Here is a 24,552-nt window from a genome sequence, read left to right on the forward strand (position 1 = left end):
ATTAAAACAGTATGAATAAAATTAGGATTCAAATATCATTTTTGAGATTAATAACTGTCAAAAGAATAGCTAGCAAGGAAAGACCAACAAATAGCATCCAAGTCAACTGTATATTCCATACAGCTATAAGTGAAAAACAAGCTGTTCCCACAGGTATGGATAAGGTAAACAATAAACCTAAAAAATTACTGGTACGAGCTAGAACATCTGGAGCTAGATTTTTCATGAGCATAGCACTAATCTTTGGTTGAACTTTACCAGACACATACAGAGTTGAAAAGAGAAATAGTAAACCAAGTACGACTTGATTGAATACATTAGCTAGACCAATTAGACTGAGTCCTACGGTCGCCCACATCATCAATCTAGGCAAAGACTGCTTCCCAAAATAATCACTGCCCGTAAGGCTACTGATGATGATTGCTACTAAAACACAGAATTGATTGATAAATAGTGCCTCTGTGTAAGAAAAATTCAAGAGAGAATGGCTCAAAAAGAAGATGTTATAGATGCTTCCTAAAGCCCCACCCAAGGCATTAATAAGCAAGACAGCAAAGATCATGAAACCAAAGTTTTTCTGTCCACCTTTAAGAAAAACGAGACGTAAATTTCGGTAAATTGTTAGGAACTGGTCTTTGATAGAAAGCTTCTCATTTTTTAGTTTTTCACCATCAGCAGATGACATTGACAGACTCAATTTGCTTTTTCCTAAAAAGAGAATAAAGGCTGATACTAGGAAAAAACAGGCATTGATTCCAGCAACGAGGGAAAAATTGTTGACCGATAGACCTAAGAGCCAAACTCCAAAAGCTTGACCACCAATAGCTGAAATATAGGTGATAAACTGGGAAAAAGAATAAGCCTCCATCAGATCATTTTCAGCCACTTTTTCCTTAACGAGAGGCATGCGCAAACCACCAGCAAAATCACTGATCACATCACTGATGACATTGATCAAACACAGGCTAGAAAAGGCAAAGAGACTAGCTTGCTGAACAACTAGGGCTGCCAGAAAAAATAAAACCGCCTGAAACAAACCGCTATAGACCATCCATTTGACCTTGTCCCTTGTGTAATCTGCCCGAATCCCTACAAAAACTGTAAAGAGAGTCGGAAGAATCATGACAATATTCGCCGTAGCAACAGCAAAAGAGGCTTGTGGCAAGGTCGATGCATAAACGATAAATACTAGGTTAAAAATCGAAGCACCAAAGGCATTGAAGAAGCGCGACAAAGTCAAGAGTCGATAAGCTTGATTTCTAAACAATAGTTTCATAGGTAATCTCCCTTCTTGTTATAATCCCTATATGAAGTATGACTATAGTATAGCACTTAGAAATTGAAAGGGAAAACTTTTGAATATATGCAACACACAAAATAAGCAAAAAAACGATAGAACTCCTTTAATAACCTGAAAGAGGTCTGGAGTTCTATCGCTTCAAATTTTAAATCATTTTCTTACCTTGCAGATATTCAAGCATCAGTCGTTTCTCTATAGTATTCGGCAGATTTGTTACAGCCAAGCATCTCAAAAATATGGACAGCATCCTCCATCTTTTTCTGACCTTCCTTAACTCTGCCTTGCTTGCTATCAAGGAGACCTTCCGCCCACAAATAGACTATTCGGAAATAGGTCTCATTTTCCTTGTAGAAATGCTCTTTGATGACACGTTTAAAATAAGAGGCATTGGTAAATTCTTCACACTCAATGCTGGCTAAAAAACCATTCAATAGCATAGTATGAAAAAGGTTTCGATTACTAGACATTTCCATTAGAAAATCGGATTTGCGGACCATTTCTCGTACATATCTAGTAAAAAGAGAAACAGACAAGAACGGAGAACTGACTGAGAACAAATTGAGTTCATAGATTCCCCAAAGCTCAGTAGAAAACAAGTAGTCATGAAGGACTTTCCCTTCCTCTGCCGTTAACTCAACCGTTTCATCCATACTCTTCATATAAGACTTGATAATGATGGCATTTAGAATATGTTTCTGTTTGTTTTGAGAATGGGCATGCTTTTGATACTCCTTGCGATATAAGTCCTCAAGAGGTGCTATATTCTTTAAATCCAAAACATCTGTGATTTCTTTTCTCAACTCCGAATCTGTATCATACTGAAAACCTCTCGCCAGAAAGAGGATTTCCTCTACACTAGCAGATATATTTTCTAGGGCAAACAGAAACTTTCCCACCGAAAGTTCACTCTGACCTGTTTCAAATCGGGACAACATGGACGGCGAAAATTGTCCCCCAGTTGCTTGTCTCAGCGAGATATTTCTTGACTCTCGTAATTGTCTAAAGACTTTTCCAATCTGCTCCATAGACTTCCCCTTGATTCCGTATTTTCTTCATTTTATCATATTTTTCAGAAAATTCATCAAAAACTTGCCAAATTGTCAGAATTATGAGAAAATAGAGGATATTTATCACGTGGAGGGACTGTAATGAGAGACGATATCAAAATCAATGACCGCGCTTTGGCCTTACAAGACCAAATTATCGAAAAACTAGAGAAGGTTTTTGATACAGATGTGGAATTGGATGTTTACAATCTGGGCTTGATTTATGAAATCAATCTGGATGAAACAGGTCTCTGTAAGATTGTCATGACCTTTACCGACACTGCCTGCGATTGCGCCGAAAGCCTGCCTATCGAAATCGTGGCAGGTCTAAAACAAATCGAAGGTATCGAGGACGTCAAGGTTGAAGTTACCTGGTCGCCTGCCTGGAAGATCACACGAATCAGTCGCTACGGCCGTATTGCCCTTGGACTGCCACCTCGTTAATGAGGCAAATCACTTTTGAAGATAAAAAGAAGCAAGCCGAGGATGGCTTGCTTTTTGATACTCAATGAAAATCAAAGAGCAAACTAGGAAACTAGCCGCAGGCTGTACTTGAGTACGGCAAGGCGACGTTGACGTGGTTTGAAGAGATTTTCGAAGAGTATGAGTTTATTTTTTACCTGACTTGTCCATATTCCAGAAGTCTGTCACGGCTCCACGTGAAGCAGATGATACGATATGGGCATATTTACCGAGAACACCACGACTGTAAAGTGGTGGCAAGGTTGTTTCTGCCTTGCGTTTTTCAAGTTCTTCTTCGGATACGGCCATAGAAATTTCTTTGGTATCTTGGTCAACCGTAACGATATCGCCTGTACGGAGGTAGGCAATCGGTCCACCATCCTGAGCTTCAGGAGCGATATGTCCAACAACCAGACCATAAGTACCACCAGAGAAGCGTCCGTCTGTCAAGAGGGCAACCTTGTCTCCTTGACCTTTACCAACGATCATGGATGAAAGTGACAGCATCTCAGGCATACCAGGACCACCCTTAGGTCCAACGAAACGGACAACGACTACATCGCCATCAACGATTTCATCTGTCAAGACAGCCTGAATAGCATCTTCTTCTGAGTCAAAGACCTTAGCCGGTCCAACGTGACGACGAACTTTAACACCTGATACTTTAGCAACCGCGCCATCAGGGGCAAGGTTCCCGTTCAAGATGATAAGTGGACCGTCCGCACGTTTTGGATTTTCCAATGGCATGATGACTTTTTGACCTGGTGTAAGGTCTGCAAAGTCAGCCAAGTTTTCAGCGACTGTCTTACCAGTACATGTAATGCGGTCGCCATGAAGGAAACCATTTGCCAAGAGATATTTCATAACAGCAGGCACACCACCGACTTCGTAGAGGTCTTGGAAGACATACTGACCAGATGGTTTCAAGTCGGCCAAGTGAGGCACACGTTCTTGGATCGTATTGAAGTCCTCAAGTGACAAGTCAACATTAGCCGCATGGGCAATGGCAAGCAAGTGAAGAGTGGCATTTGTAGAACCACCAAGAGCCATCGTTACAGTGATGGCATCTTCAAAGGCTTCACGAGTCAAGATATCTGATGGTTTGAGACCAAGTTCAAGCATTTTAACTACAGCTCGTCCTGCTGCTTCGATATCTTCTTTCTTGTCAGCTGATTCAGCTGGGTGAGATGAAGATCCTGGCAAACTCATACCGAGAACTTCGATAGCAGTCGCCATGGTATTAGCAGTATACATACCGCCACAGCCACCAGGGCCAGGGCAGGCATTACATTCGAGACGTTTCACGTCCTCAGCTGTCATATCACCGTGGTTCCATTTTCCAATACCTTCAAACACAGAAACCAAGTCAATGTCTTTGCCATCAAGATTTCCCGGTGCAATGGTTCCACCATAGGCGAAAATAGCTGGGATATCCATATTAGCAATAGCAATCATAGAACCAGGCATGTTCTTGTCACAGCCACCGATGGCGACAAAGGCATCCACATTGTGCCCACCCATAGCCGCCTCGATGGAGTCCGCGATAATGTCACGAGATGTTAGAGAGAAACGCATACCAGGAGTTCCCATGGCAATCCCGTCTGCTACGGTAATAGTTCCAAACTGTACTGGCCAAGCGCCCGCAGATTTGACACCTTCTTTAGCCAATTTCCCAAAATCATGCAAGTGAATGTTACATGGTGTATTTTCCGCCCAAGTTGAAATCACTCCTACAATCGGTGTTTCAAAGTCCTTATCTGTCATACCAGTCGCACGAAGCATAGCACGGTTGGGTGATTTCACCATACTGTCATAAATGCTACTGCGGTGACGTTTATCTAATTCAGTCATCTTATCCCTCCCATTTCAGTTTTTACTATTATAGCACATTTTAAAGGCAATGAACAGAAGAAAATTCTTGAATTTTCAGAAAATTCTATACAGCAATATTTTCTTTAAAAATGTTACATTTATTTCTTGACTTTATAAATTAAAGTGATATCATTTAGATATCATAAAGCAGGAGGTCATTCTTATGACTGAAAAACTAATCAATTCAAAACCAAATGGTGTATTCGCATTAATTCTCATTGAATTGACACTCGTACTTGGTGTCTTTATATTTATAATGAGTGCTAGTTCAGAAAACGTTTTTGGAATTATTATCGGACTTGTATTAAGCATAGTTACAGCACTAGCTCATGCTGGTTTAAAAGTTGTCAAACCTCAGGAAGCTCTGGTTCTGACACTCTTTGGTAACTATACAGGTACCATCAAAGAACCTGGTTTTTACTTTGTCAATCCCTTCAGCGTAGCAGTTAACCCTGCAAACCACACTCGACTTGGACAAAGTGGGGACGTTAGCACGAAATCTCCTTTTTCAGGGATGAAATCATCAAATGGCAATGATGTAAATCTTGAAATTGGCAAGAAACATATTTCCCTCAAAGTTATGACCTTGAGCAATTCTCGCCAAAAAATCAATGATTGTCTAGGAAATCCCGTAGAGATCGGTATCGCGGTAACTTGGAGAGTTGTCGATACAGCTAAGGCAGTCTTCAACGTTGATAACTACAAGGAATACCTCTCTTTGCAGTGTGATAGCGCCCTTCGTAATATTGTCCGCATCTATCCTTACGATGTGTCTCCTAATGTAGATACTACAGGGGATGGACAAGCAGATGAAGGTAGTCTCCGCGGTTCTAGTGAGATTGTAGCTAAACGTATTCGTGAAGAAATCCAAAGTCGTGTTGAGGATGCTGGCTTGGAAATCCTTGAAGCCCGAATCACTTACCTAGCTTATGCGCCAGAAATTGCTGCTGTCATGCTTCAACGTCAACAAGCATCTGCTATTATCGATGCACGTAAGATGATTGTAGACGGCGCTGTAGGAATGGTTGAAATGGCCCTAGAACGTCTCAATGAAGGGGAATTGGTAGAGCTTGACGAAGAACGAAAAGCTGCCATGGTTTCAAATCTCTTAGTCGTTCTCTGTGGCAATCATGATGCACAACCAATTGTCAACGCAGGAAGTCTTTACTAAAGATGGCTGAAGCTAAAAAAAAGCAGATCCCCCTTCGACTCTCAACAAAGTTATACGCTGCACTCGCATCATGGGCAGAAGACGACTTTCGTTCAGTCAATGGGCAAATCGAATATCTCCTCACAGAATGTGTCAAACAACGGAAGAAAGACGGAAAATACGTATCAGAAACCATTGACGAACCATTTGAGATTGATATTTAACACCTTCTCCTGTCTGCTGGGTCAGACGGGAGAATTTTTTCATCTTTTTTTGTCAAGTAACTTTACTTTACAAAAAAAATGTGTTATCCTAGTATGGTTGATGAAAATCACTAGATTGAATCGAATATAAATACCTAAAGGAGAAATCAAAATGGCAGTACCTGCACGTCGCACTTCAAAAGCGAAGAAAAACAAACGTCGTACACACTACAAAGTAACAGCTCCATCTGTAAACTTTGACGAAACTACTGGAGATTACTCACGTTCTCACCGTGTATCACTTAAAGGATACTACAAAGGACGTAAAATCGCTAAAGCTGCATCAGCTGAATAATAGAAGGGAGATACCATGCGCGTAAATATCACACTTGAACACAAAGAATCTGGTGAACGCTTGTACCTTACTTCTAAAAACAAACGTAACACTCCAGACCGTCTTCAATTGAAGAAATACTCACCAAAACTTCGCAAGCACGTTGTGTTTACAGAAGTTAAATAAGCATTCAATACGAATCAATACAGAAGAAAAACGCTGATTTCAAGCGTTTTTTCTTTTTGTCAAATGCGATATATTGCACTGTATTTCAATTCAAACTCTACCTTTTTCTCTACCTTTTTTCTTAAGACCTGGTTTGACAAGATTGGATCTCAGGTAATTCATAAATAGCTTTATATCAAACTTTAGCAGACTTATACTGCTTTTTTATTTGATAAATTGTAAAATATAGTGCAACAAAAAAACTCATAGCGTTTCATTGGTGTAAACTGCAAGTAACCACACAAACAGAAACCGAGGAAAAACTATGAGCTACTCCCATCTTACCATAACCCACCGAAAAAAGATAGAAGCTTACTTGGAATTAGGTTTGAAACCTTGCCAAATTGACGTCCATAAGTCTACCATTTCAAGAGAGTTAAGACGATGCCAAAATGCTTATTCCGCAGTCTTAGCACAGGAACAGTACAACAACAGGGCTAAGCAAAAAGGTCGGAAGTATTGTTTAACACCAAAGTTGAAAAAGGAAATTGAGGACGGGTTAAAATCCTCCTGGACGCCTGAACAGATTTGGGGTCGCTATCAGCTTGAACAAAAGCCAATGGTAGCCTTTAAAACCATCTATAACTGGCTCTATGCTGGTTTGCTTGATTTGGATTTAAGCGCCCTTCGTCGTAAAGAGATTCGGAATCGTAAAACTTTTGGCCATTGGGAGCTTGATACTGTAGTGTCTCCCAGAGGAAAAAGCAAGGGATGTTCAGCGACTTTTCTAGAGCGAAAAACTCGTTTTTACTTAGCTTTCAAGATACCAGATAGAACAGCCAAAGCCATGTTTTCAGCCAACGAACAACTTTGTAAGCTATTTCCAAAAAAGACTCTTAAAACCTTTACTTCAGACAGGGGAAAAGAGTTCGCCTGCTATCCTCTGGTAGAGAATTTAGGAATTTCCTTTTTCTTTGCGGACGCCTATTCATCCTGGCAGAGAGGAAGCAATGAAAACGCAAATGGCTTACTAAGAGAATATTTCCCAAAGAAAACAGATTTAGCTGCTATATCTGATGAGGCTTTGAACAAGGCCTTATATGATATTAATCACCGACCACGAAAATGTTTAGCTTACAGAACTGCTTATGAAGCTCTAGTGGATGAGTTAGAGTAAATATTGCGCTTATTCTTGCAATTTATCCTAAAGAATAATCCCGCAAAACAAGTCAGGATACCCCCCAAGCCTAAATCACCTCAAAACCGAATTCAAGTTCTACATGAAAAAGATATCGCTATATGGTTGAATTACTTAGATACGCTCCCAAACTCAAGAGCTAACAGGCGCTTTAAACTTATTTGTAATACTCTTTTAGCTTCTGCCTTACGAATTAATGAACTATTAGCATTGGAAGTTGATGACTTACTTTTCGAATCATCAGAAATCAACGTAAATAAAACTCTTATGTGGAGGAGAGCAGACAAAACTTTAGGTACTAAAGGTAAGGTTATTTGTAAAAATTCTGCGAAAACTGATTCAGGAAATCGCAAAGTATCAGTACCTATTACCATTATTCAAGAACTTAAAGATTTTAACAATGAAATGAATAATTACTTTGAAAAACATGGGCTTCCAAAATCTAAGTTGATATTCCCACTATCTATGGAAATTACATGACTGATCGAAATGAGCGAGCTACTCTTATTAAACGATTAAAAGAGCTAGGTTTACATGATTATCGTTTTCACTTATTCCGCCATACTCATGCATCTTTAATGCTCAACTCTGGAGCAAATTGGAAAGAATTGCAAGAACGTATGTTTCACAGATCTATTTCAACCACAATGGATATCTATGCGGAATTAGATCCTAACCGAAAAAATGAAGCAGTCGATATTTTAATAGAACGACTTGCACAAATCAAAAAAACTAATTAGAGACTATTATATTTAGATATAATAAAACACCTTAAAATTAATGCAAAATTTTATATTACTACTATAAAATTTTAGACATACAAAGATCCATAGATGCTTTATTGGTAAGATTAATTTTATAACATTATTACAGTTAAAAAACTACTCATAATAGTTTAGAATTTTTTCAAAAAAGGCCTTAATGGTTGAATTATCTAATCTTTAACAGTATAATAGAGGTAGTAGCTTTATCAGGAGGTTCTATGCTACAATATAGTGGGTGGCACGGCACCACCAATAAAAGTAAAAAAAAGATCCTATCTGCTGGTTTTTCTTATAAAAAATATAAACCTGGTATTAATAAACAGAGACATCCGAACGACTTGGGTAACGGTGTTTACTTTTTTCTGCCTTTTAATAACGATACTGGCAAAACTATTGCTTCTGCTTATGTAGCAAAGTATAAGTCATTTGAACTAAGCAAACCTGGGGTTAAGCCTGAATTAGTTAACGCCAAAATCACTATAAAATCTATAGACAATATTTTTATTTTGGATGAACCAACAAACCAAAGTATATTAGATGAATATCGACAAAAGGCATATATTGAAATTGAACGTGAGATTGCAAGTATTTCAGATAGCGGAGCCAAAAATAGAGCTACTCTTCTTAACCAAAATCAAGGGTTAATTATTGAACTACTACTTGATTTAGCGTCTCAGTATGGAAAGAATTTTGAAGCCGTACAGTCCAAAACATATACTGATATTTCATTTTTACCAGTAATTAACGGTAAGAATGGAGAAGAAATTTGTATACGTGATTTAAATTGTATCACAAACATTTTATAAATAAGGAGGCTTTTATGAGTTTATTATCAAACTTTTTAGGAACTGAAGAATTTTCTTTGATGGATTCTCCAATGTTCCAAGAATTAGTTGAAAATATTAAGGCCAACAAAATCTATTCAGTAAACAATGAATTTGATTATTATTTGAATATGTTAAGAAGTCCTAAAAAATATAAAGATGAAATACATTTTACCTCTCAATTAGATAATCAAAATGATTTTTATGATTTGAATTATATAAATAAAGTAGATGCAATGTCTAAATATATTATAAAAAACAAGAAATCATGTTTTTCATATTTCCCAATAGATTCTGAAAACTTAATTACAACAAAAGAAAGTAGTGAGGTGGCAGCTTAATGTCCTCTTTACAATTTAAAGATTATTTTTTAAATGAAGTATCATATCGAAGAAATCCTAGTTTTGATCAAACAAATAGTACTATTAATTTAAAACCTGAATTATCTGCTCAGATTTTAATAAGAAAGTCTGAAAACCTTGCTTACGTTAACTTAATAACAAAGCAAGGAAATATGTCTTCAGATGATTCTGCTTTTGAGCTTATTGTAGATATTGTAGGAGAATTTTCGTTTATATACGACAAAACAGAATTTGATATTAGTTTTGAAACTTTTCTTAAAGAGAATGGTTTAGCAATTCTTTGGTCCTATATTCGGCCTATCGTATCTGATATGATCACTCGTGGTAATGAGTTCCCAAACTTCCTATTACCTGTCATTAACATTAAAAAAATGCTTGAAGAAAAAGATTCAATCAAGTTAACATACGAATAAAAATAGTGTAATATTTTTCAAAGATCCAATGACGTGCTTTTTCTACTTTAATGTACATTTAGAAGGTATTTAGAGAAATAGAAAAATAAATAAGTAAAAATTGTGATGAAAATAAATACGCCCGAGGAGTTTTGTATTATAGTGATGCCAGTTAAAACTCTACCTTTTTTTATTAGACTGTTATAAAGTCTGTCAGAATAAGCTTTGTAAGCATATAAGTTAACTTTTACAGAGGTTAAGTAAGCACACCTACCTCAAAACGCCTTACTGGGCGTTTTTTGCTTTATTGATTAGCGATTTATAGCCCTTCAGGAGAGATTTATGGCATTTTATCTTTGGATGTTTCCTCTACTTTTTATCTTTCACGATATGGAAGAAATTATCGGTCTTGTCCCTTGGATTCATCTCAACGAAACCTTACTGGTCCAAAAGGCTCCAGCTATTCTCAAGATTCACAAAGGAATTACAACAGAGGGATTTGCCCTTGCTGTTTTTGAGGAGTTTATTCTTGTCTTATCCATCACTTTATTAGCGTATTTTACTCAATCTAGAGCGCTCGAATTAGTTTGGCTAGGAGGATTTGTGGCCTTTGCGCTCCATCTCTTGCTTCACATTGGACAATCAATTCTTCTTCGCAAATATATTCCTGCTCTCATCACTTCTATCCTTTGTTTTCCTATCAGTGCTTATTTGATTACAGACATTGTACATTTGTGGCGGGTTTCGACTAGCGAATTTTTCCTATTTTCACTGGTCGGTTCAGGAATCGTCATCATCAATCTTCTCTTTGCTCTCTGGCTTGGGAAAAAGTATTCCGCCTGGCTTACCCATAACCATTAACAAAAGTTCCTTGCAATTTTATTTTGCAGGGAATTTTCTTATCCTCCTTCACAGTTAAGAAGTGTTCTATAGTTTTTTAAGACAAAACAAAAAGCCCACTGTTGTAGGCTTTCTATATCACATATCCTAAAATTAAAGCATTTTGTTATCTTGCAGTGATTAGGTACAGAAAAACAGACCTAAGCCTGCTCTAAATCTAACTTGATTTTTTCAAAAACTATTAAATTTAAATAAGCTGAGAAAACATAAAGGGTAACAAAAAGGGGACTTAAATTGATGAGTTCAGTAAGCAAGTAAATTGCACCTGTCAAAGGTGCTTTTTATTTTAATTTTTGAATAGAACTGATCTCACTTTCATATAGAGAAATCTCAGTTGGTTCATCAGGGCTAGGATTGTCAATGAGGATAGTGATTTCATCTTGCTCATCATTGTCCATTTCGTCAATAAAATCTGTGACAAGTCCCTTGATGACTTCGCCGTCACTATTAACTACCTGAACCCTTGAGCGTAGGTAGTTCCAAAGTTGCTTACTCATTTATTCTCCTTTCTTCGCTACTAATTTCTCGATAATCGTCATACTTGTTATAATTAGGTCATAGAAGCACCTAGATTGTACTAAGCGCTAATTTTTACTAATTGCTTTGCCTTTTCGTAGTAAGGCGTTAGGAAGTTGATAAACCCTTGCTTATCGCTTGGGTCGTGCTCCTCTAAAAACATCATCAGCTCAAAGTCATTGAGAGCGTCAAACATTTCAGGGTTTTCATTATCCCAAGCCTCAGCAAAGCCTTCATCCTCTCCAAAAAGTCCGTTAAACTTAAAGGAGAAATCCCAAAAATTATCAATCTGACCACTGACCGCTTGCTTTAGCATGTCTAATACTTGTTGACTGTATTTCATCGCCCACTCCTCCTGATAAATAAATTATAGCATACCTTACTTGCTAAAGTACAACAAGCACCCCATTAGACTAACCTGCTACTTTGCTTTCTTGTAAAAATGTTGTATACTTAAATAAATAAAGGAAGTGATCTTGTTCCCCTTGTCCACTATGTGGCCGGAATGATGGTTACTTCTTTTTTAACCCTTACTTTCTCAATATTCTTGTATTTAAGAGTTTTTTAGGCTATAATTAAATTAACGAATAGAGGTTTTCCATCTCCCCTTGAAACAGACTTTCTGCAGTAGGAGGTGGGACGCCTCTATTTGTTTTTTAAGTCAAAATGAGTTATAATTGAATTAAGAAAGGAACTGGTTTGGCACCCAATGACCTATTTTAGGTCGGCGCCTAAGTCAGTTCCTTTTACTGTTTCGACTACCCAAAAGGGTATACCCTTAATTCTTGCGTCAGTTAGTTTTTTAGGTTATAATCTAAGTAATGAGAGCTACTACCTCCTACATTAAAGGCTTCGGCTGTGGGGGGTGTGTGCTCTCTTTTTTTATAATTTCTAACCTCGGATTATACTTGTACTAGAAATTTTTTTGAGTTATAATTAAGTTAAGGTAAAGGTGGTCTAACGTCCATGAAGCAGCTTGCTGTGGAGACGGTGGGTCACCTTTATTTGATTTTAAAATCAAGAAGATGTATAATTAAGTCAAGAAAGAAGCATGGTTTTCCCGCCCAAAAAGCCTTAGAGCTGTGGGAGAGTCATGCTTCTTTTTTTATCTCACAAAAACCCCCAGATTCGTTTCTAAGGGCTTTTAGTTTATCCATGGTGTTTTAGTCATCCAGTCCAAAACAAAGCGAAATAGGGGTAAATATGAAGCCTAGGGCTCCCCATACACTCCTAATTCTGTGGCAAGGTTAAATCAATCCCCATTTACCATACCTGCCAAGTGTTCTATAGCTTTTTGCCTTATAATGTACACTGTAGTCTTTGATTTATCTATTTCCTCAGCAACCTGCCAAGCGTCGAGAACATTCAAGTAGAACAGCCTGAGAACGGAACGCTCAAGCGGATTGGCCAGCTTATCGATCAGCCTAGATATTTCCATTCTCTCTTCAGTAAGCCGCTCAATCCTCTGAAGCGTGTCCTCTTTTAGCTTCAGAACACTTATAAGATTGTTCTCTGCTGTATTTACCCTGCTTGTTTGTACTCTGGTAGTGCTCAGTTCTTGCTTTTTGATGATACCACTTTCTAAAGCTCCAAGCTCTAAATATAAGCCCTCTATTTCTTTATTGATCCACTTAACGCCCTCTAGTTTTTCTTTTACTTGCTCTGGTGTCATGCCTTGACCTCCTCTATGATATAATAATAGTGTTGAAAATGTAGCCGAGGCGGAGCGCCTTGGCTTTTTTTTGCTATTTCTCTAGGTTCGCTCTAGCTTCAATCCTATTCTCCATACCATTTGATAAGCAATTAAGGAACGTTTTTATCTCCCTTATTTCCTTGTTATTCTGCAAGCAATTAAGGCAAGTTATTTCTTTCCTTATCTGCTTATCATTTTGTAAGCAACAAATCCAAAATAACAGACTTTTAAACTACTCTTATCTCCTTAGCATTTGGTAGGAAAATAAGGGGAGTTATTTTAGTTCTTATTTCCCTATCATTCTGCAAGGAGTAAATCAGAAATAAGAGGGGTAAAAACTTCGCTTATCTGCTTGATAAATGATAGGGGGATCTATCCACTTTCTCGGGCTTCGCTCGAGGTTCAAGCTATGTAATCTTCTCTGTTCGTTCTCTGTTCAAGAGCTATTTTCTCGGCGTTCGCTCGGAGTTCAACACACATAACCCTGCCATTTGTCAGGCATATTTACTGCCACTACCTTACCAAAACCTTACCATTGGAAAACTTCGATACCTTAGGGTAATCTTAGGGTTCTATCACTAGAAAAAAGCCCTGTACCTTGCTAAAACCTTAGTATTTTGAAGTATGTGACCTTAGCCTAATCTTAGCCTATTTTTAATATTTTTAAATACACAACCTTGTACTAACCTTGTACTTTTTATATATGCTACCTCACCCTTTTTTGGAACACTCTGCTTACTTAAACCCTTGATATATCTAGCTTTTTTAACATTCAAACCGTCAAATATGTAGTATTTATTTGTTTTGTAAATTGCACCCTACTACAAATTATCATGTAAAAAACCCAAATCGATTGGGTTACATACTAAAAGGGGATAGCTCCCCTCTGCACACTCGATTAAAGTATTGCGTCCATGTTGTCGTCTAGGTAATCAGATTCTAAGAAAGTTATAGCTCCCTCAACTCTCTGCATTACAAATCCATGATCAGACATCAATCTCTCATAATTCAGCTCATCGACTGCTCTAGCAAACTTATTCAACAAGTCTTTTGTCCGATTGCTATTGTCCGCTGGGATATACTGCGCTAACTCTGCACTGTTTGGGTTGCCATTACCAAAAATACCTCCCAAAGCATTTCGGAAAAGTTCTAACGTTGTACGATCGTCTTTGTAATGGTCTATTAGTGCTTTTCCAGTGGATACGGCCAAAGCGCCACTTTCAAAAAGTTTTACGGCATTTTGCACTGCTACTTGGTAACCAGAATCAGTCAACGCTTTTACTTCCGCTTCGGCTCTCTTAGCTTCTTTATCTGGCAGTAGGTTGTCTGCAATTTTCTTCAGATCGTCATAATAACCAGCATACCAAGCTTCGTATTTGAATTTAAGGGTTTCAAGTTCATTTTCTTTCCCCTCTGCACTTAAAAATTGATTATTCTGTATTTCTTCGATTTTTCCATATAAGTTTGAAATAGCACCTTTCAATGCTACCATCTTAGTAATAATTGTTTTCTTGTTCATTCTTTTTTTCCTCTCTCTATTTGTTAATTTCCATATCTAAAAGCACCGTACCTGCTACGGTATTCCATTTTTAAAACTGTTTTTTCTGCTCGTATCAATCCATAAGGATTTTTGTATCATATCCACTCCTAGCACCAAAACAAAAAGGACACCGAAAAAGCTAAATAGCTTAATCAGCGCCCTCGGTTGTTCCGATAGACTCTATTTTTTTGTTTCACTTCGTTGCAAGTATGAAAATCTTCCATCTTGAAAATGCAAGGCCACACTCCCAAATGTTGGGGGAGCCTCTGCCTCTATTTTACCATTTTTCTGATACAAAATAAAGCCTTGCTTCAACAGTTCAACTAAATCATCCATACGATCCTCCATTTCATTTTTTCTTGATTTTCATTAACCTAGAGCGCTATGAGCCTCTTCTACTTGATTAAGTTGTAGTACTTGTAGCCATAAAGCGTTGATATTAGCGATATTTTCAACTATTCCAATGCTTTTTACTACCCTTTTTAGTGTACTTTAGCCTTTAAGCTACTGATTGAGTATCGTTTATCCTTGATAGTAAATGACTTGAAAAAGTTACCCTCTAGGCCTGTTCTAACACGGCTGGCCACTCGATCACTATACAAGCTAGTAATCTCTGAGTTGCTTAGATTTGTAGTAATAATAGTCTTGTCTCGATTACTGAGAATATCAAAAATAAACTCTTCTTCCCAGAATGATTTACCTTTACTACTAGCGTTGTCCGATTTTATACCTAAATCATCAAGTACCAGGTAATCAACCTCTTTTAGCATTCTTGAGTAGTGCCCCTCTAGACTAGTAGGAGAGCTAAAGCTCTCTCTAACTCGTCTAAGGATTTCGGTTAGATTGACAAATAGCACGCTCTTAGGCTCTCCTTTGGCCTTGTAGCCCTCATTTATAGCCTTAGCAATGGCAACGCTTAAATGGCTTTTCCCTATGCCTGTAGAGCCTGTAAATAGGGTATTCCCTGTCATACCGTCCAGGTATTTATCTACCCGATCCCTAGCAAATGCTAATAGTTGCTGTTCCTCGGCTGTCTCAGCTATGAAATTCTCAAAGCTAGCCTCTTTAAGCTCCCTAGGGATCGTACTGTCTCGCATAAGCACATTATAGGTTTTTAGGTAGGTCTCAGCATTCAAGCTATTATCTACTCCCTCCCTTTCCTGTCTCTCTATTAGTTCCTTTGTGCATTCAGGACAAAACTCTTGTACACTTCGTTCCTTACTGCCTCTTTTAGGTGTTGATATTTGCCAATAATTGACCTTGTGAACCTCACATACCTTTTCACTAATTTTTCTGTTGTTATATTGCTCAAATTTATTTTCCATTGCTTACCCTCCTAGAATGGATTTTCTTCTGTTCGTGTTTTTAGCCATTCCTCACGGCTAATAGGTTCTGCTTGCTTAGATGACTGTTTCAGCTTTTGACGTTGCTCCTCATGCTGCTTAACTTGCTCAACTGTTCTAAGTCCTAACCCTTGCCAGTTTGAAAGAATAGATCTGGTATATCTAATTGACTTACCAGCATTTAGGATAGTTACCTCAAGAGCATAGATAACTAACTCTTGGCCATGGATTTCTAACAAGTCTCTTACTTCTTCCATCATTGTCCCATTAACTGACATTTGGCCAAAAGCTGACTTTAATTTTTCAAAGATTGGATTTTCATGCTCGTCCTCGTCTTTCTGACTTGACCTAGATTGACTTAGATTATCTTGACTTGACTTATCTTGACTTATATTAGGGAACCCATTGGTTTCCGTTTGGTTTCCACTTTGGAACCCATTGGGCTCCACTTCATAAAAACCCTTGCTTTTAAAGGTTTCTAGTAACTCATGATAGACACTTTTTTTATATCTATCTTTCTTGATAGTATTCTGCTCATGAAAATCCACAATAAAATATACCATCTCATCATTCAGGGGTCTGATAAAATCCCTGACTATCAAAAGTCCTAGGCTATCCTCACTAACCCCTATCATTCTAACAACAGGGAAAGCCTCTACTACTCCATCATCATCTGAATTTTGAATTAAATGAAAGTATAAAGCCTGTGCCTCTAGCGGTAGCCTCAAAAATCTCTGTGTTTGGGTTACTGTCTTGCTTATCATTCTTCTATTTCCCACGCTTACCCCCTAGTCTACTGCAAGAAAGTTGTATATATCGGTCTTACGGTAATAAATCTTCTTACTGTTCTCAAAAGGCGACTGATACGGCTTTAAGCCGTGTTTTTCCCAATTATTCAACGTTGTGCCACTGATCCCTAGCTTATTTAGTAGATCGGCTCTAGCAATTAAGTCCCAGCCGTCATTATGTTGTTTTTCAAGCTCAAGCCTTTTCTCTAAGTGATCTCCCACTTTCTCTAGTAGCTCAAGCTCTGCCTCTCTTGATAATAGTTGCATATTGCACCCCTTTTCTAATTGTTCCGCTTGCCTGCTAGTTGAATATAACACCCATAGCAAGGGTTTAAATCCTCTCTTGGTGTTTCTATTACCTGGAGGTTTTCTCGCTCCATTTGGGCGCTTTTTTTGCGGTCTCGGTGGTTTAGATAAAGTAACAAGCCAATCAATACCATCATGAAGATAACCGCCTGTGTATTGGTTAAATCTAGCTCATTCATTTTGATAACTCCCTCTGTTTTTTTATCCTTTCGCGCTTAGATAGGCTTTTAGTTCTTCTGGATTGTCACATTCCAGTAGCTGATATGCCACAGCGTCTAGTTCCTGATACATTACATCCATCTGGTCATATACCTGGCTTAGAAAGTTATTTAGGCAGCTCAATAGAATAGCTCTATCTGGCTCGCTGTCCATGGCTAGCATAAGACTGTTAGCATATCCTTTTAGAGTATCTATTCTCGTCATAACGTTTGTAGCACGTCGGCCTTGTTCTTTGATTTGCTTAACTGTCAGAGCAACTGTTTGATTTTGGTCTTGTATTTTCATGGTATTTACCTCGATTTTTTATGTAATTAGAGTTTTTTGAAAATCTTTTCTTGTAAGCCAGCCCTACGCTCAGACTCGCCAAAGTTTGAGAGCGTGGGGCTTTTTAATGTCTTTCCTGCCACTCTTATCTCATGCTCATAGTCGCCAAATTGAATGCATGAATAAGAACCAGTTTAAAGAGTTAGTGCTCTCTCGTTTGGGCACAAATCACTATTTTGTGATATAATTAAATAAATACCTAACTAAATCCCATACTTGCTACTTGTGGTTTTAGTTGTTTAAGTGAAAAGCCTTGCTGATTTGGTCGTCGGTTAAGGCTTTTTTTGTTACTCAGATTTCTTTTAGTGAAAGGTAGCAAGAAATCTTATAAATCTTTTTCTAACTATAAAATAGTTCATCTATTGTTATGTCTGGTTTGATTTCTGCAACCATTGACTTAATCGCTAGGCGTTCTTTATCGTTGAATGGCGTTTTACCTAATTCTTTGTTGTTGTATGACTGCAAAGAGATTTTCAACTTATCTGCCATCTGTTGCTGAGTCAGTCCTAACATAACTCGGTAGCCTCGTAGTTTGCTCATAGATACCCCCCCTTTCTAAAATTTCCCTTCATGAATAGATTGAAATGTAAAATATTAGGGATTGCACATTTTTTCTGTGCTTAAGTGTATAATACACAATTATTTTTCACATGTCAACTATTTTTTTAAATTTTGCACAAAAAAAATGTACTTTTTCTAATATATAGTATATAATCATCTATGAAAGGTGTAACACAATATGAATAGATTGAAAAAATTAAGACAAGAAAAAAAGCTATCTCAAAAAGAGCTAGCTGAAAATATTGGGGTTCATTATCGGACTCTTCAAAATTGGGAAAACGAAGAAAGTCAAATTAAACCAGAAAAAGCCCAGCAACTTGCTGACTACTTCGGGGTAAGCGTTGGATATCTGTTGGGGTACAATGATAATCTTGATATGGTATTAAAGGGTAGAGGTACAGACATGGCAGATCTGCCAAGCGTACTTGTAGCAACCAGAATCGATTTCTTAAACGATAAAAAAGAAATTGAAAAATTAAAACGTGAAACTCTAGCTTCTATCCAATTCATTGAAAGTATTGTATCAACGTTAGCTAGATATGAGATGGCAAAAGAGGGGACTTACTCACTAAAATTAGAACAAATAACCAATGTACTTCTTGACTTTTACAATACCTTAGAGCGACAAGAAAAAAACATGGGTAAGGATCCTAAAGAGATAGATATTTTAGTCTACTAAATATTTAAAACGTGTGTGCGCTTATTACTCCTTGCATGTGATTTCTCTATCTTCGCTCTTTGATAATATGTAATAGTGGACTATATAACCCCCTAAAACGCCCTCTAAGCGATTTTATAGTTCAGCTATACAAATACCATCACACCTAAAACAAACGAAAATAGGGCTATTCTCGTAGCTCTCAGAGCCATATAAAAACAATATTCATAAATACTTGACTAAATCCCATACTTGCTTACTGATGTTAGAAAGGTATGACTATGAATATTACAGAATACAAAAAGAAAAACGGCACTACAGTGTACCGTGCCAGTGTTTATTTAGGCGTTGATAAACTTACAGGGAAAAAGGCCAGGACAACAGTCACAGCCAACACTAAAAAAGGGGTTAAAATCAAAGCTAGAGAGGCTGTCAATGCTTTTGCAGCTAATGGATATAGTGTAAAGGAAAAGGCAACCATTACAACCTATAGGGAGCTGGTCGCTTTATGGTGGGAGAGTTACAAGAATACAATCAAGCCAAACTCCCAGCAATCCATGGAGGGGATCGTAAGGCTTCATATTTTGCCTGTATTCGGTGATTACAAGCTAGACAAACTCACTACTCCCATCATTCAGCAACAAGTCAACAAGTGGGCTGACAAGGCCAATAAGGGCGAAAAAGGAGCGTATGCAAACTATAGCTTTCTAAACAATATAAACCGCCGTATTCTCCAGTATGGAGTTACAATGCAAGCAATCCAACACAACCCAGCTAGGGATGTCATTATCCCACGTAAGCAACAAAATAAGGAGCATAAGGTAAAGTTTTTCAGCAATCAGGAACTAAAACAGTTTTTAGACTACCTGGAAGATTTGGATCAGTCTAGTTATGAAAATTTCTTTGACTACGTGCTTTATAAAACATTGCTGGCTAGTGGTTGCCGTATAGGAGAGGCTTTAGCTCTTGAATGGTCTGATATTGACCTTAAAAAAGGCATTATCAGCATTTCTAAGACTTTGAATAGATACCAGGAAACAAACACGCCTAAATCTAAGGCAGGTCTAAGAGAGGTTGACATAGATACAGCTACAGTTTCCATACTCAAGCAATATAAAAAACGTCAACAAGTTCAATCATGGCAACTAGGCCGATCTGAGAGTATTGTCTTTACCCCTTTTACCACAAAATACGCCTACGCTTGCTTACTTAGAAAGAGGCTACAAAGTCACTTTAAAGCTGCTGGCGTTCCTGATATTAGTTTCCATGGTTTCCGACATACTCACGCTACAATCATGCTATACGCTGGCATAGAGGCGAAAGATTTACAGTATAGGCTAGGCCACTCTAATATCTCAATGACCTTGAATACTTATGTCCATGCTACCAAAGAGGGAGCTAAAAAAGCCGTCTCAATCTTTGAGGCAGCCATCAGCAATTTATAAATAATAAGGGTGTCCCATTTTTGGGCTACCCTATTACTATACCTAAAATTAGTTAAGGGTAACTAAAAGGGTAGTAAAAACAAAAAAAGCACTAAGGGAAAGCGCCCCAAAGTGCTTAATATCAAGGCATTAAAGCCTATCTTATTCAATAAAATATTACAACATTTTGTTGTAGAATTCAACGACAAGTGCTTCGTTGATTTCTGGGTTGATTTCGTCGCGTTCTGGCAAGCGAGTCAATGAACCTTCCAATTTCTCAGCATCGAATGATACGAATGCTGGACGTCCAAGAGTAGCTTCTACTGCTTCAAGGATTGCTGGAACTTTCAATGATTTCTCACGAACTGAGATCACTTGGCCTGGAGTTACGCGGTATGATGGGATATCAACGCGTTTTCCGTCAACAAGGATGTGACCGTGGTTTACGAATTGACGAGCTTGACGACGAGTAGTCGCAAGACCAAGACGGTAAACAACGTTATCCAAACGACGTTCCAAAAGAAGCATGAAGTTGAAACCTAGGATTCCGCCTTTGATTTTTGTAGCTTGTACGAACAAGTTACGGAATTGTTTTTCACCTACACCGTAAGTGAAACGAAGTTTTTGTTTTTCAGCCAATTGCAAACCGTATTCTGACAATTTAGAACGGTTGTTTGGTCCGTGTTGTCCTGGTACGTAGTTACGACGTGCCAATTCTTTACCTGTACCTGTAAGTGAAAGGCCAAGGCGACGAGCTTGTTTCCAAGATGGTCCTGTATAACGTGACATGTGTATGTCCTCCTGATATAAATAATATTTCGGTGGAAATAGTCACTTAGAAAGCCCTGATTCGTGCAGATGCCCTTCGCCTAAACAGCCAAGGTTACTTGTCATAAGACACCTGTTGACGAGCTTCATGCTTTCCTGCTGCTATTTCACACAAAGGCTATTGTACCATGAAAAGCTAGATTTGTAAAGGGATTTTACACCTTTATTTCAAATTGAGTCTGAATGTAAACTTGCTTCCTAAGCCATATTGACTTTCTGCTGTGATTTCGCCACCAAGCTGATGGGCTAGTTCGCGTGCAATCGCAAGTCCTAATCCATGTCCACCCGTCTTCATATTGCGCGAAGTTTCTACACGATAAAGTCGTTTAAAGATCTTTTCCAAATCTTCAGGAAGGATCCCCTGACCCTCGTCTTTCACACTGATTGTCAGCTCTTGTTCTGTTAATTGGGCAAGAACCTCGATTCTGGTTCCTGGTTCTGAATATTTAAAGGCATTGTTTAACAAGTTGACCAGAATGCGAGAAAGTTTGTCAGAATGGCTCTTGATTTTCGCTGACTCAGGTGATACTTGAATGTAAACATCTCGCTCCTCTTGTTCAATCTGGAGTTGAAATTCACTCATTGACTCAATCAACAACTGATCTAAAAAGACCTCTTCGACTTCTTCATCAGCAGTATCTTGAGGTTGTGTATTGAGAGTCAAAACATCCAACTCCTCCACTAGCTTGTTTAGACGCTCGGTTTGCCGACCAATCGTGGCTAAGTAGTGGAGCCGCTCCTCTTCCTTAATCACTCCATCTAGAATTCCCTCAACAGTAACCTGAATGGAGGTAATGGGAGTTTTAATATCGTGAGAGAGCTGCGCAATCATCATTCTCTTTTCTTGCTCGCTCTCATCAAGTGATTGAAAGGTAGCCTGCAAATTGTGGGACATGTCATTAAAAGCCTGGCCCAGCTCTTGAAATTCTAATGGGCCTTTGGTTTCAATTTCTGTGCTGAAATCCTTACTGGCTATATCCTGAGCTTGTTTTTTCAAATGTTTCAGAGAAGAGAACACTGGCGACAAAAGAAAGATGCTCACTGCAGCGCCAATGAAACTAGCAATCAAGGTCATTCCAACTAGAAAGTAAACTTCACTTTTCTCAATCAACATCCGTTGGACTGCCCAGAAAACGACCAAAATCGTTAGTAGAGTCGACACTAGATACCCCACTAAAATATAGTTTTTTAATTTCATTTTCTACCTCTTGGTTTTTCCATCTTATAGCCCAAACCCCAGACAGTTTTGATAGCGGGAGCATTTGAATTCGTATACTTGGTCAACTCTTGCCTCAAAGCATGGATATGAACATTGAGTGTATTGGTATCATCCACATAGTCCTCTTGCCATACCTTCTCATAAAGTTCCGTCTTTGAAAAAACTCTCTCGGGATTGCTGGCTAATATCCATAGAAGTTCAAAGGATTTTACTGTCAATTCCAAAGGTTGCTCCCCAATGCGAACCTCATGAGTCACATGGTTGATTACCAAGTCACCAAACTCGATCTGTTCTGTCTCTCCTCCACGGCTAAGGCGACGCAAGATATTATTCACTCTCAAAACCAATTCGCGTGGGCTAAAGGGTTTGACTATAAAATCATCTGCCCCCAAACTTAAGCCATAAATCTTATCCTGTTCGCTTGTCTTAGCAGTTGTAAAGAGGAAGGGTTGATCCGGAGCGATATACTGAACTTCACTGATAAAATCATAACCGTCCATATTGGGCATCATAATATCTGTGATAATGAGGTCGATAGATTTTTTTCTGAAAAGCTCTAAGCCCTCCTTACCATCATGGGCGATCAAAACGTCATAACCAGCCTGTAAAAGATAGCGGTTTTGAATATCTAGAATATCTATCTCATCATCAACCAGCAAAATTGTCTTTTTCATCTGACACTCCTTTGATAAAAACAGTGTTATACTTGCTTTAGTATAACACTATTTTCTCTAATGTTTAAGTGATTTGAATCTTAATCTTCTCGTTTGCTTGTCAAACCCAAAAGTCCAACAAGACCTGCCAAGGCTAGACCAAAGATACCAAGGCCAGCTGTAGCTGTTTGAGCTTCCCCAGTATTTGGTAGCATCGCTTTATCATCTTTTTTCATCATATTAGCCATTTGGCTAGAAGCTGGTTGATCGACCTTCATATCTGACATATGGTGATTTGTACCCATCATACCCTCAGTCGTACCTGTAGAGCCTGTTTCAGAAGGCTTCGTATTCATCTGACCTTGTTGAGATGGTATTGTCGCCATTTCTTTTCCACGAAGTCGAATCGTTACTTGACGAGTAGCAATCAGATTGGTCAAATCAGGTTTGCCATCTTTAGAGCCATAGACTTTAACAGTAGCTAGGTATGTATGTGTTCCGTTAGCTCGAAGTTGATCTAGAAGGGCTTGTCCTTCTTTGCCAACAGTATTGCCATTCAAATCCACTTCGTAGAAATATTGGCCTTTAGCCAAGCCTTCAAGTGGCAATAGAGCAGGATTTTTAGCTGTTCCGTTGTCTGACCATGGGGCTTTGTCTGAAGCTTTTAACAAGAGGCGAGTCAACATACCATCTCCACCAAAAGCTTCGTATGGAATAACTTGGTTGACACCGGCCAAGAATGGACCCGGAACATTTGCTTTTTCAAGGTAGCTAGCTGGAACATCAATCATGTCTTTGACATTGTTAACAACAGACTCTTTGACCTGATTTGGTGTAGTCAAACCATTCAAATTAACAGTCAAATCTTTAGTTGCTACCAGATTAGTTAAGTCAGGCTTGCCGTCTTTTGCACCGTACACTTTGATGGTTGCCTTATAGCTTTGTGTACCATTTTGTTTTAAGAGGTCAAGCAACTCTTTATCTGATTTGCCTTGGGTGCCTGCTAGATCCACTTCGTAGAAGTAAAGGCCTTTGCCTAATTTCTCTACTGGTGGGAGAGCAGGATTTTTAGCTGTTCCGTTGTCTGACCATGGAGCCTTATCAGAGGCTTTCAAGATAAGACGAGTTAACATGCCATCACCAGCGAAGAATTCGTATGGAATGACTTGATTGACACCAGCTGTAAATGGACCTGGGAAATTGGCTTTGTCAAGGTAGCTAGCCGGAACATCTACTGTATCTTTGGTGTTGTCAGCCACGCCTTTTTGCACTTCAGCTGGAGTGGTCAAACCATTCAAATTAACAGTCAAATCTTTAGTTGCTACGAGGTTAGTTAAGTCAGGCTTGCCGTCTTTTGCACCGTACACCTTAATGGTTGCCTTATAGCTTTGTGTACCATTTTGTTTTAAGAGGTCAAGAAGCTCTTTATCTGATTTTCCTTGGGTGCCTGCTAAATCCACTTCGTAGAAGTAAAGGCCTTTGCCTAATTTCTCTACTGGTGGGAGAGC

General features: G+C 38.4%; 30 protein-coding genes and 1 pseudogene. 13 read left to right on the forward strand and 18 right to left on the reverse strand.

Annotation, left to right across the window (positions count from 1 at the left end; genetic code table 11):
* Positions 1-28: 28 nt before the first annotated feature.
* Both NMM25_RS09860 and NMM25_RS09865 read right to left on the reverse strand, forming a co-directional pair.
* The gene (locus tag NMM25_RS09860) at positions 29-1,276 is read right to left on the reverse strand and encodes a transporter (RefSeq protein WP_254736764.1); all 1,248 of its coding nucleotides are present in this window, start codon (positions 1,274-1,276) and stop codon (positions 29-31) included.
* Positions 1,277-1,473: 197 nt separating this feature from the next.
* Positions 1,474-2,325, reverse strand: coding sequence for a helix-turn-helix domain-containing protein (locus NMM25_RS09865; protein ID WP_254736765.1), 852 nt, complete (start codon positions 2,323-2,325; stop codon positions 1,474-1,476).
* Between the two features lie 123 nt (positions 2,326-2,448).
* Between NMM25_RS09865 and NMM25_RS09870 the strand changes: the two genes are divergently transcribed.
* Complete coding sequence (locus NMM25_RS09870; RefSeq protein ID WP_001204052.1) at positions 2,449-2,790, forward strand: metal-sulfur cluster assembly factor; 342 nt, start codon at positions 2,449-2,451, stop codon at positions 2,788-2,790.
* Between the two features lie 165 nt (positions 2,791-2,955).
* Here the strand turns inward: NMM25_RS09870 and ilvD are convergent, their stop codons facing one another.
* Positions 2,956-4,659: a dihydroxy-acid dehydratase gene (ilvD, locus tag NMM25_RS09875; RefSeq protein ID WP_000137343.1), complete on the reverse strand. Its 1,704-nt coding sequence runs from the start codon at positions 4,657-4,659 to the stop codon at positions 2,956-2,958.
* Positions 4,660-4,843: 184 nt separating this feature from the next.
* Here ilvD and NMM25_RS09880 point away from each other — a divergent pair, with 184 nt between their 5' ends.
* From NMM25_RS09880 to NMM25_RS09925, 10 genes and pseudogenes are all read left to right on the forward strand, one after another.
* Positions 4,844-5,851, forward strand: coding sequence for an SPFH domain-containing protein (locus NMM25_RS09880; protein ID WP_254736766.1), 1,008 nt, complete (start codon positions 4,844-4,846; stop codon positions 5,849-5,851).
* A gap of 2 nt (positions 5,852-5,853) precedes the next feature.
* Entirely contained in the window at positions 5,854-6,054 is a 201-nt protein-coding gene (locus NMM25_RS09885) for a PTS ascorbate transporter subunit IIC (RefSeq protein ID WP_000796544.1), read from the forward strand.
* A gap of 151 nt (positions 6,055-6,205) precedes the next feature.
* Positions 6,206-6,388, forward strand: coding sequence for a 50S ribosomal protein L32 (gene rpmF, locus NMM25_RS09890; RefSeq protein WP_000290417.1), 183 nt, complete (start codon positions 6,206-6,208; stop codon positions 6,386-6,388).
* A 15-nt stretch (positions 6,389-6,403) separates the two neighbouring features.
* Positions 6,404-6,553: a 50S ribosomal protein L33 gene (gene rpmG / locus NMM25_RS09895; RefSeq protein ID WP_001265622.1), complete on the forward strand. Its 150-nt coding sequence runs from the start codon at positions 6,404-6,406 to the stop codon at positions 6,551-6,553.
* Positions 6,554-6,857: 304 nt separating this feature from the next.
* The gene (locus NMM25_RS09900) at positions 6,858-7,709 is read left to right on the forward strand and encodes an IS30 family transposase (RefSeq protein WP_254726289.1); all 852 of its coding nucleotides are present in this window, start codon (positions 6,858-6,860) and stop codon (positions 7,707-7,709) included.
* Between the two features lie 51 nt (positions 7,710-7,760).
* Positions 7,761-8,470 (forward strand): annotated as a pseudogene (locus NMM25_RS09905) (tyrosine-type recombinase/integrase); the annotation flags it as partial.
* A gap of 242 nt (positions 8,471-8,712) precedes the next feature.
* Complete coding sequence (locus NMM25_RS09910) at positions 8,713-9,300, forward strand: hypothetical protein (RefSeq protein ID WP_254726287.1); 588 nt, start codon at positions 8,713-8,715, stop codon at positions 9,298-9,300.
* 14 nt (positions 9,301-9,314) lie between these two features.
* Entirely contained in the window at positions 9,315-9,659 is a 345-nt protein-coding gene (locus NMM25_RS09915) for a hypothetical protein (RefSeq protein ID WP_254736767.1), read from the forward strand.
* Positions 9,659-10,093, forward strand: a complete 435-nt coding sequence (locus NMM25_RS09920; RefSeq protein ID WP_254726283.1) for a protein-export chaperone SecB — start codon at positions 9,659-9,661, stop codon at positions 10,091-10,093. The genes NMM25_RS09915 and NMM25_RS09920 overlap by 1 nt, the downstream gene beginning before the upstream one ends.
* A 321-nt stretch (positions 10,094-10,414) precedes the next feature.
* The gene (locus NMM25_RS09925) at positions 10,415-10,933 is read left to right on the forward strand and encodes an HXXEE domain-containing protein (RefSeq protein WP_254736768.1); all 519 of its coding nucleotides are present in this window, start codon (positions 10,415-10,417) and stop codon (positions 10,931-10,933) included.
* A gap of 320 nt (positions 10,934-11,253) precedes the next feature.
* Here NMM25_RS09925 and NMM25_RS09930 read toward each other — a convergent pair whose 3' ends face one another.
* The 11 genes from NMM25_RS09930 to NMM25_RS09980 all read right to left on the reverse strand — a co-directional run bounded on the left by NMM25_RS09930 (position 11,254) and on the right by NMM25_RS09980 (position 18,241).
* Positions 11,254-11,469 carry a hypothetical protein gene (locus tag NMM25_RS09930; protein WP_093587189.1) on the reverse strand — a complete coding sequence of 72 codons (216 nt, stop codon included), beginning with the start codon at positions 11,467-11,469 and terminating at the stop codon, positions 11,254-11,256.
* A gap of 80 nt (positions 11,470-11,549) precedes the next feature.
* A complete protein-coding gene (locus NMM25_RS09935; protein ID WP_093587187.1) occupies positions 11,550-11,831 on the reverse strand; it encodes a hypothetical protein in 282 nt (93 codons plus the stop codon).
* 909 nt (positions 11,832-12,740) lie between these two features.
* On the reverse strand, positions 12,741-13,160 hold the full coding sequence (locus NMM25_RS09940) for a DUF1492 domain-containing protein (protein WP_254736769.1): 420 nt from the start codon (positions 13,158-13,160) through the stop codon (positions 12,741-12,743).
* A 919-nt stretch (positions 13,161-14,079) separates the two neighbouring features.
* A complete protein-coding gene (locus NMM25_RS09945) occupies positions 14,080-14,700 on the reverse strand; it encodes a hypothetical protein (protein WP_254736770.1) in 621 nt (206 codons plus the stop codon).
* A 201-nt stretch (positions 14,701-14,901) separates the two neighbouring features.
* Positions 14,902-15,057, reverse strand: a complete 156-nt coding sequence (locus tag NMM25_RS09950; protein ID WP_164993748.1) for a hypothetical protein — start codon at positions 15,055-15,057, stop codon at positions 14,902-14,904.
* A 146-nt stretch (positions 15,058-15,203) separates the two neighbouring features.
* Positions 15,204-16,046, reverse strand: coding sequence for a DnaA/Hda family protein (locus NMM25_RS09955; RefSeq protein ID WP_254736771.1), 843 nt, complete (start codon positions 16,044-16,046; stop codon positions 15,204-15,206).
* Between the two features lie 11 nt (positions 16,047-16,057).
* The gene (locus NMM25_RS09960) at positions 16,058-16,843 is read right to left on the reverse strand and encodes a DnaD domain protein (RefSeq protein WP_254736772.1); all 786 of its coding nucleotides are present in this window, start codon (positions 16,841-16,843) and stop codon (positions 16,058-16,060) included.
* A 9-nt stretch (positions 16,844-16,852) separates the two neighbouring features.
* Positions 16,853-17,119 carry a hypothetical protein gene (locus NMM25_RS09965; protein ID WP_075232396.1) on the reverse strand — a complete coding sequence of 89 codons (267 nt, stop codon included), beginning with the start codon at positions 17,117-17,119 and terminating at the stop codon, positions 16,853-16,855.
* Between the two features lie 14 nt (positions 17,120-17,133).
* The gene (locus NMM25_RS09970; RefSeq protein ID WP_254736773.1) at positions 17,134-17,337 is read right to left on the reverse strand and encodes a hypothetical protein; all 204 of its coding nucleotides are present in this window, start codon (positions 17,335-17,337) and stop codon (positions 17,134-17,136) included.
* A gap of 22 nt (positions 17,338-17,359) precedes the next feature.
* The gene (locus tag NMM25_RS09975; protein ID WP_254736774.1) at positions 17,360-17,662 is read right to left on the reverse strand and encodes a hypothetical protein; all 303 of its coding nucleotides are present in this window, start codon (positions 17,660-17,662) and stop codon (positions 17,360-17,362) included.
* A 378-nt stretch (positions 17,663-18,040) separates the two neighbouring features.
* On the reverse strand, positions 18,041-18,241 hold the full coding sequence (locus NMM25_RS09980; RefSeq protein ID WP_088793933.1) for a helix-turn-helix transcriptional regulator: 201 nt from the start codon (positions 18,239-18,241) through the stop codon (positions 18,041-18,043).
* Positions 18,242-18,440: 199 nt separating this feature from the next.
* Here NMM25_RS09980 and NMM25_RS09985 point away from each other — a divergent pair, with 199 nt between their 5' ends.
* Both NMM25_RS09985 and NMM25_RS09990 read left to right on the forward strand, forming a co-directional pair.
* Positions 18,441-18,941 carry a helix-turn-helix domain-containing protein gene (locus NMM25_RS09985; protein ID WP_254736775.1) on the forward strand — a complete coding sequence of 167 codons (501 nt, stop codon included), beginning with the start codon at positions 18,441-18,443 and terminating at the stop codon, positions 18,939-18,941.
* Between the two features lie 260 nt (positions 18,942-19,201).
* Entirely contained in the window at positions 19,202-20,365 is a 1,164-nt protein-coding gene (locus NMM25_RS09990) for a site-specific integrase (RefSeq protein ID WP_254736776.1), read from the forward strand.
* Positions 20,366-20,521: 156 nt separating this feature from the next.
* Here NMM25_RS09990 and rpsD read toward each other — a convergent pair whose 3' ends face one another.
* The 4 genes from rpsD to NMM25_RS10010 all read right to left on the reverse strand — a co-directional run.
* Positions 20,522-21,133 (reverse strand): 30S ribosomal protein S4, encoded by a 612-nt coding sequence (gene rpsD / locus NMM25_RS09995; protein WP_000092756.1) that lies wholly within the window; start codon positions 21,131-21,133, stop codon positions 20,522-20,524.
* A gap of 202 nt (positions 21,134-21,335) precedes the next feature.
* Positions 21,336-22,370, reverse strand: a complete 1,035-nt coding sequence (locus NMM25_RS10000; RefSeq protein ID WP_254736777.1) for a cell wall metabolism sensor histidine kinase WalK — start codon at positions 22,368-22,370, stop codon at positions 21,336-21,338.
* Positions 22,367-23,065, reverse strand: a complete 699-nt coding sequence (locus NMM25_RS10005) for a response regulator transcription factor (protein ID WP_254736778.1) — start codon at positions 23,063-23,065, stop codon at positions 22,367-22,369. Before NMM25_RS10005 ends, NMM25_RS10000 begins: the two co-directional genes overlap by 4 nt.
* 80 nt (positions 23,066-23,145) lie before the next feature.
* The coding region (locus NMM25_RS10010; RefSeq protein WP_254736779.1) for a fibronectin-binding SSURE repeat-containing protein at positions 23,146-24,552 on the reverse strand (1,407 nt) is incomplete at its 5' end.

It is taken from the genome of Streptococcus sp. CF10-1, assembly GCF_024295825.1.
Classification (GTDB): Bacteria; Bacillota; Bacilli; order Lactobacillales; family Streptococcaceae; genus Streptococcus.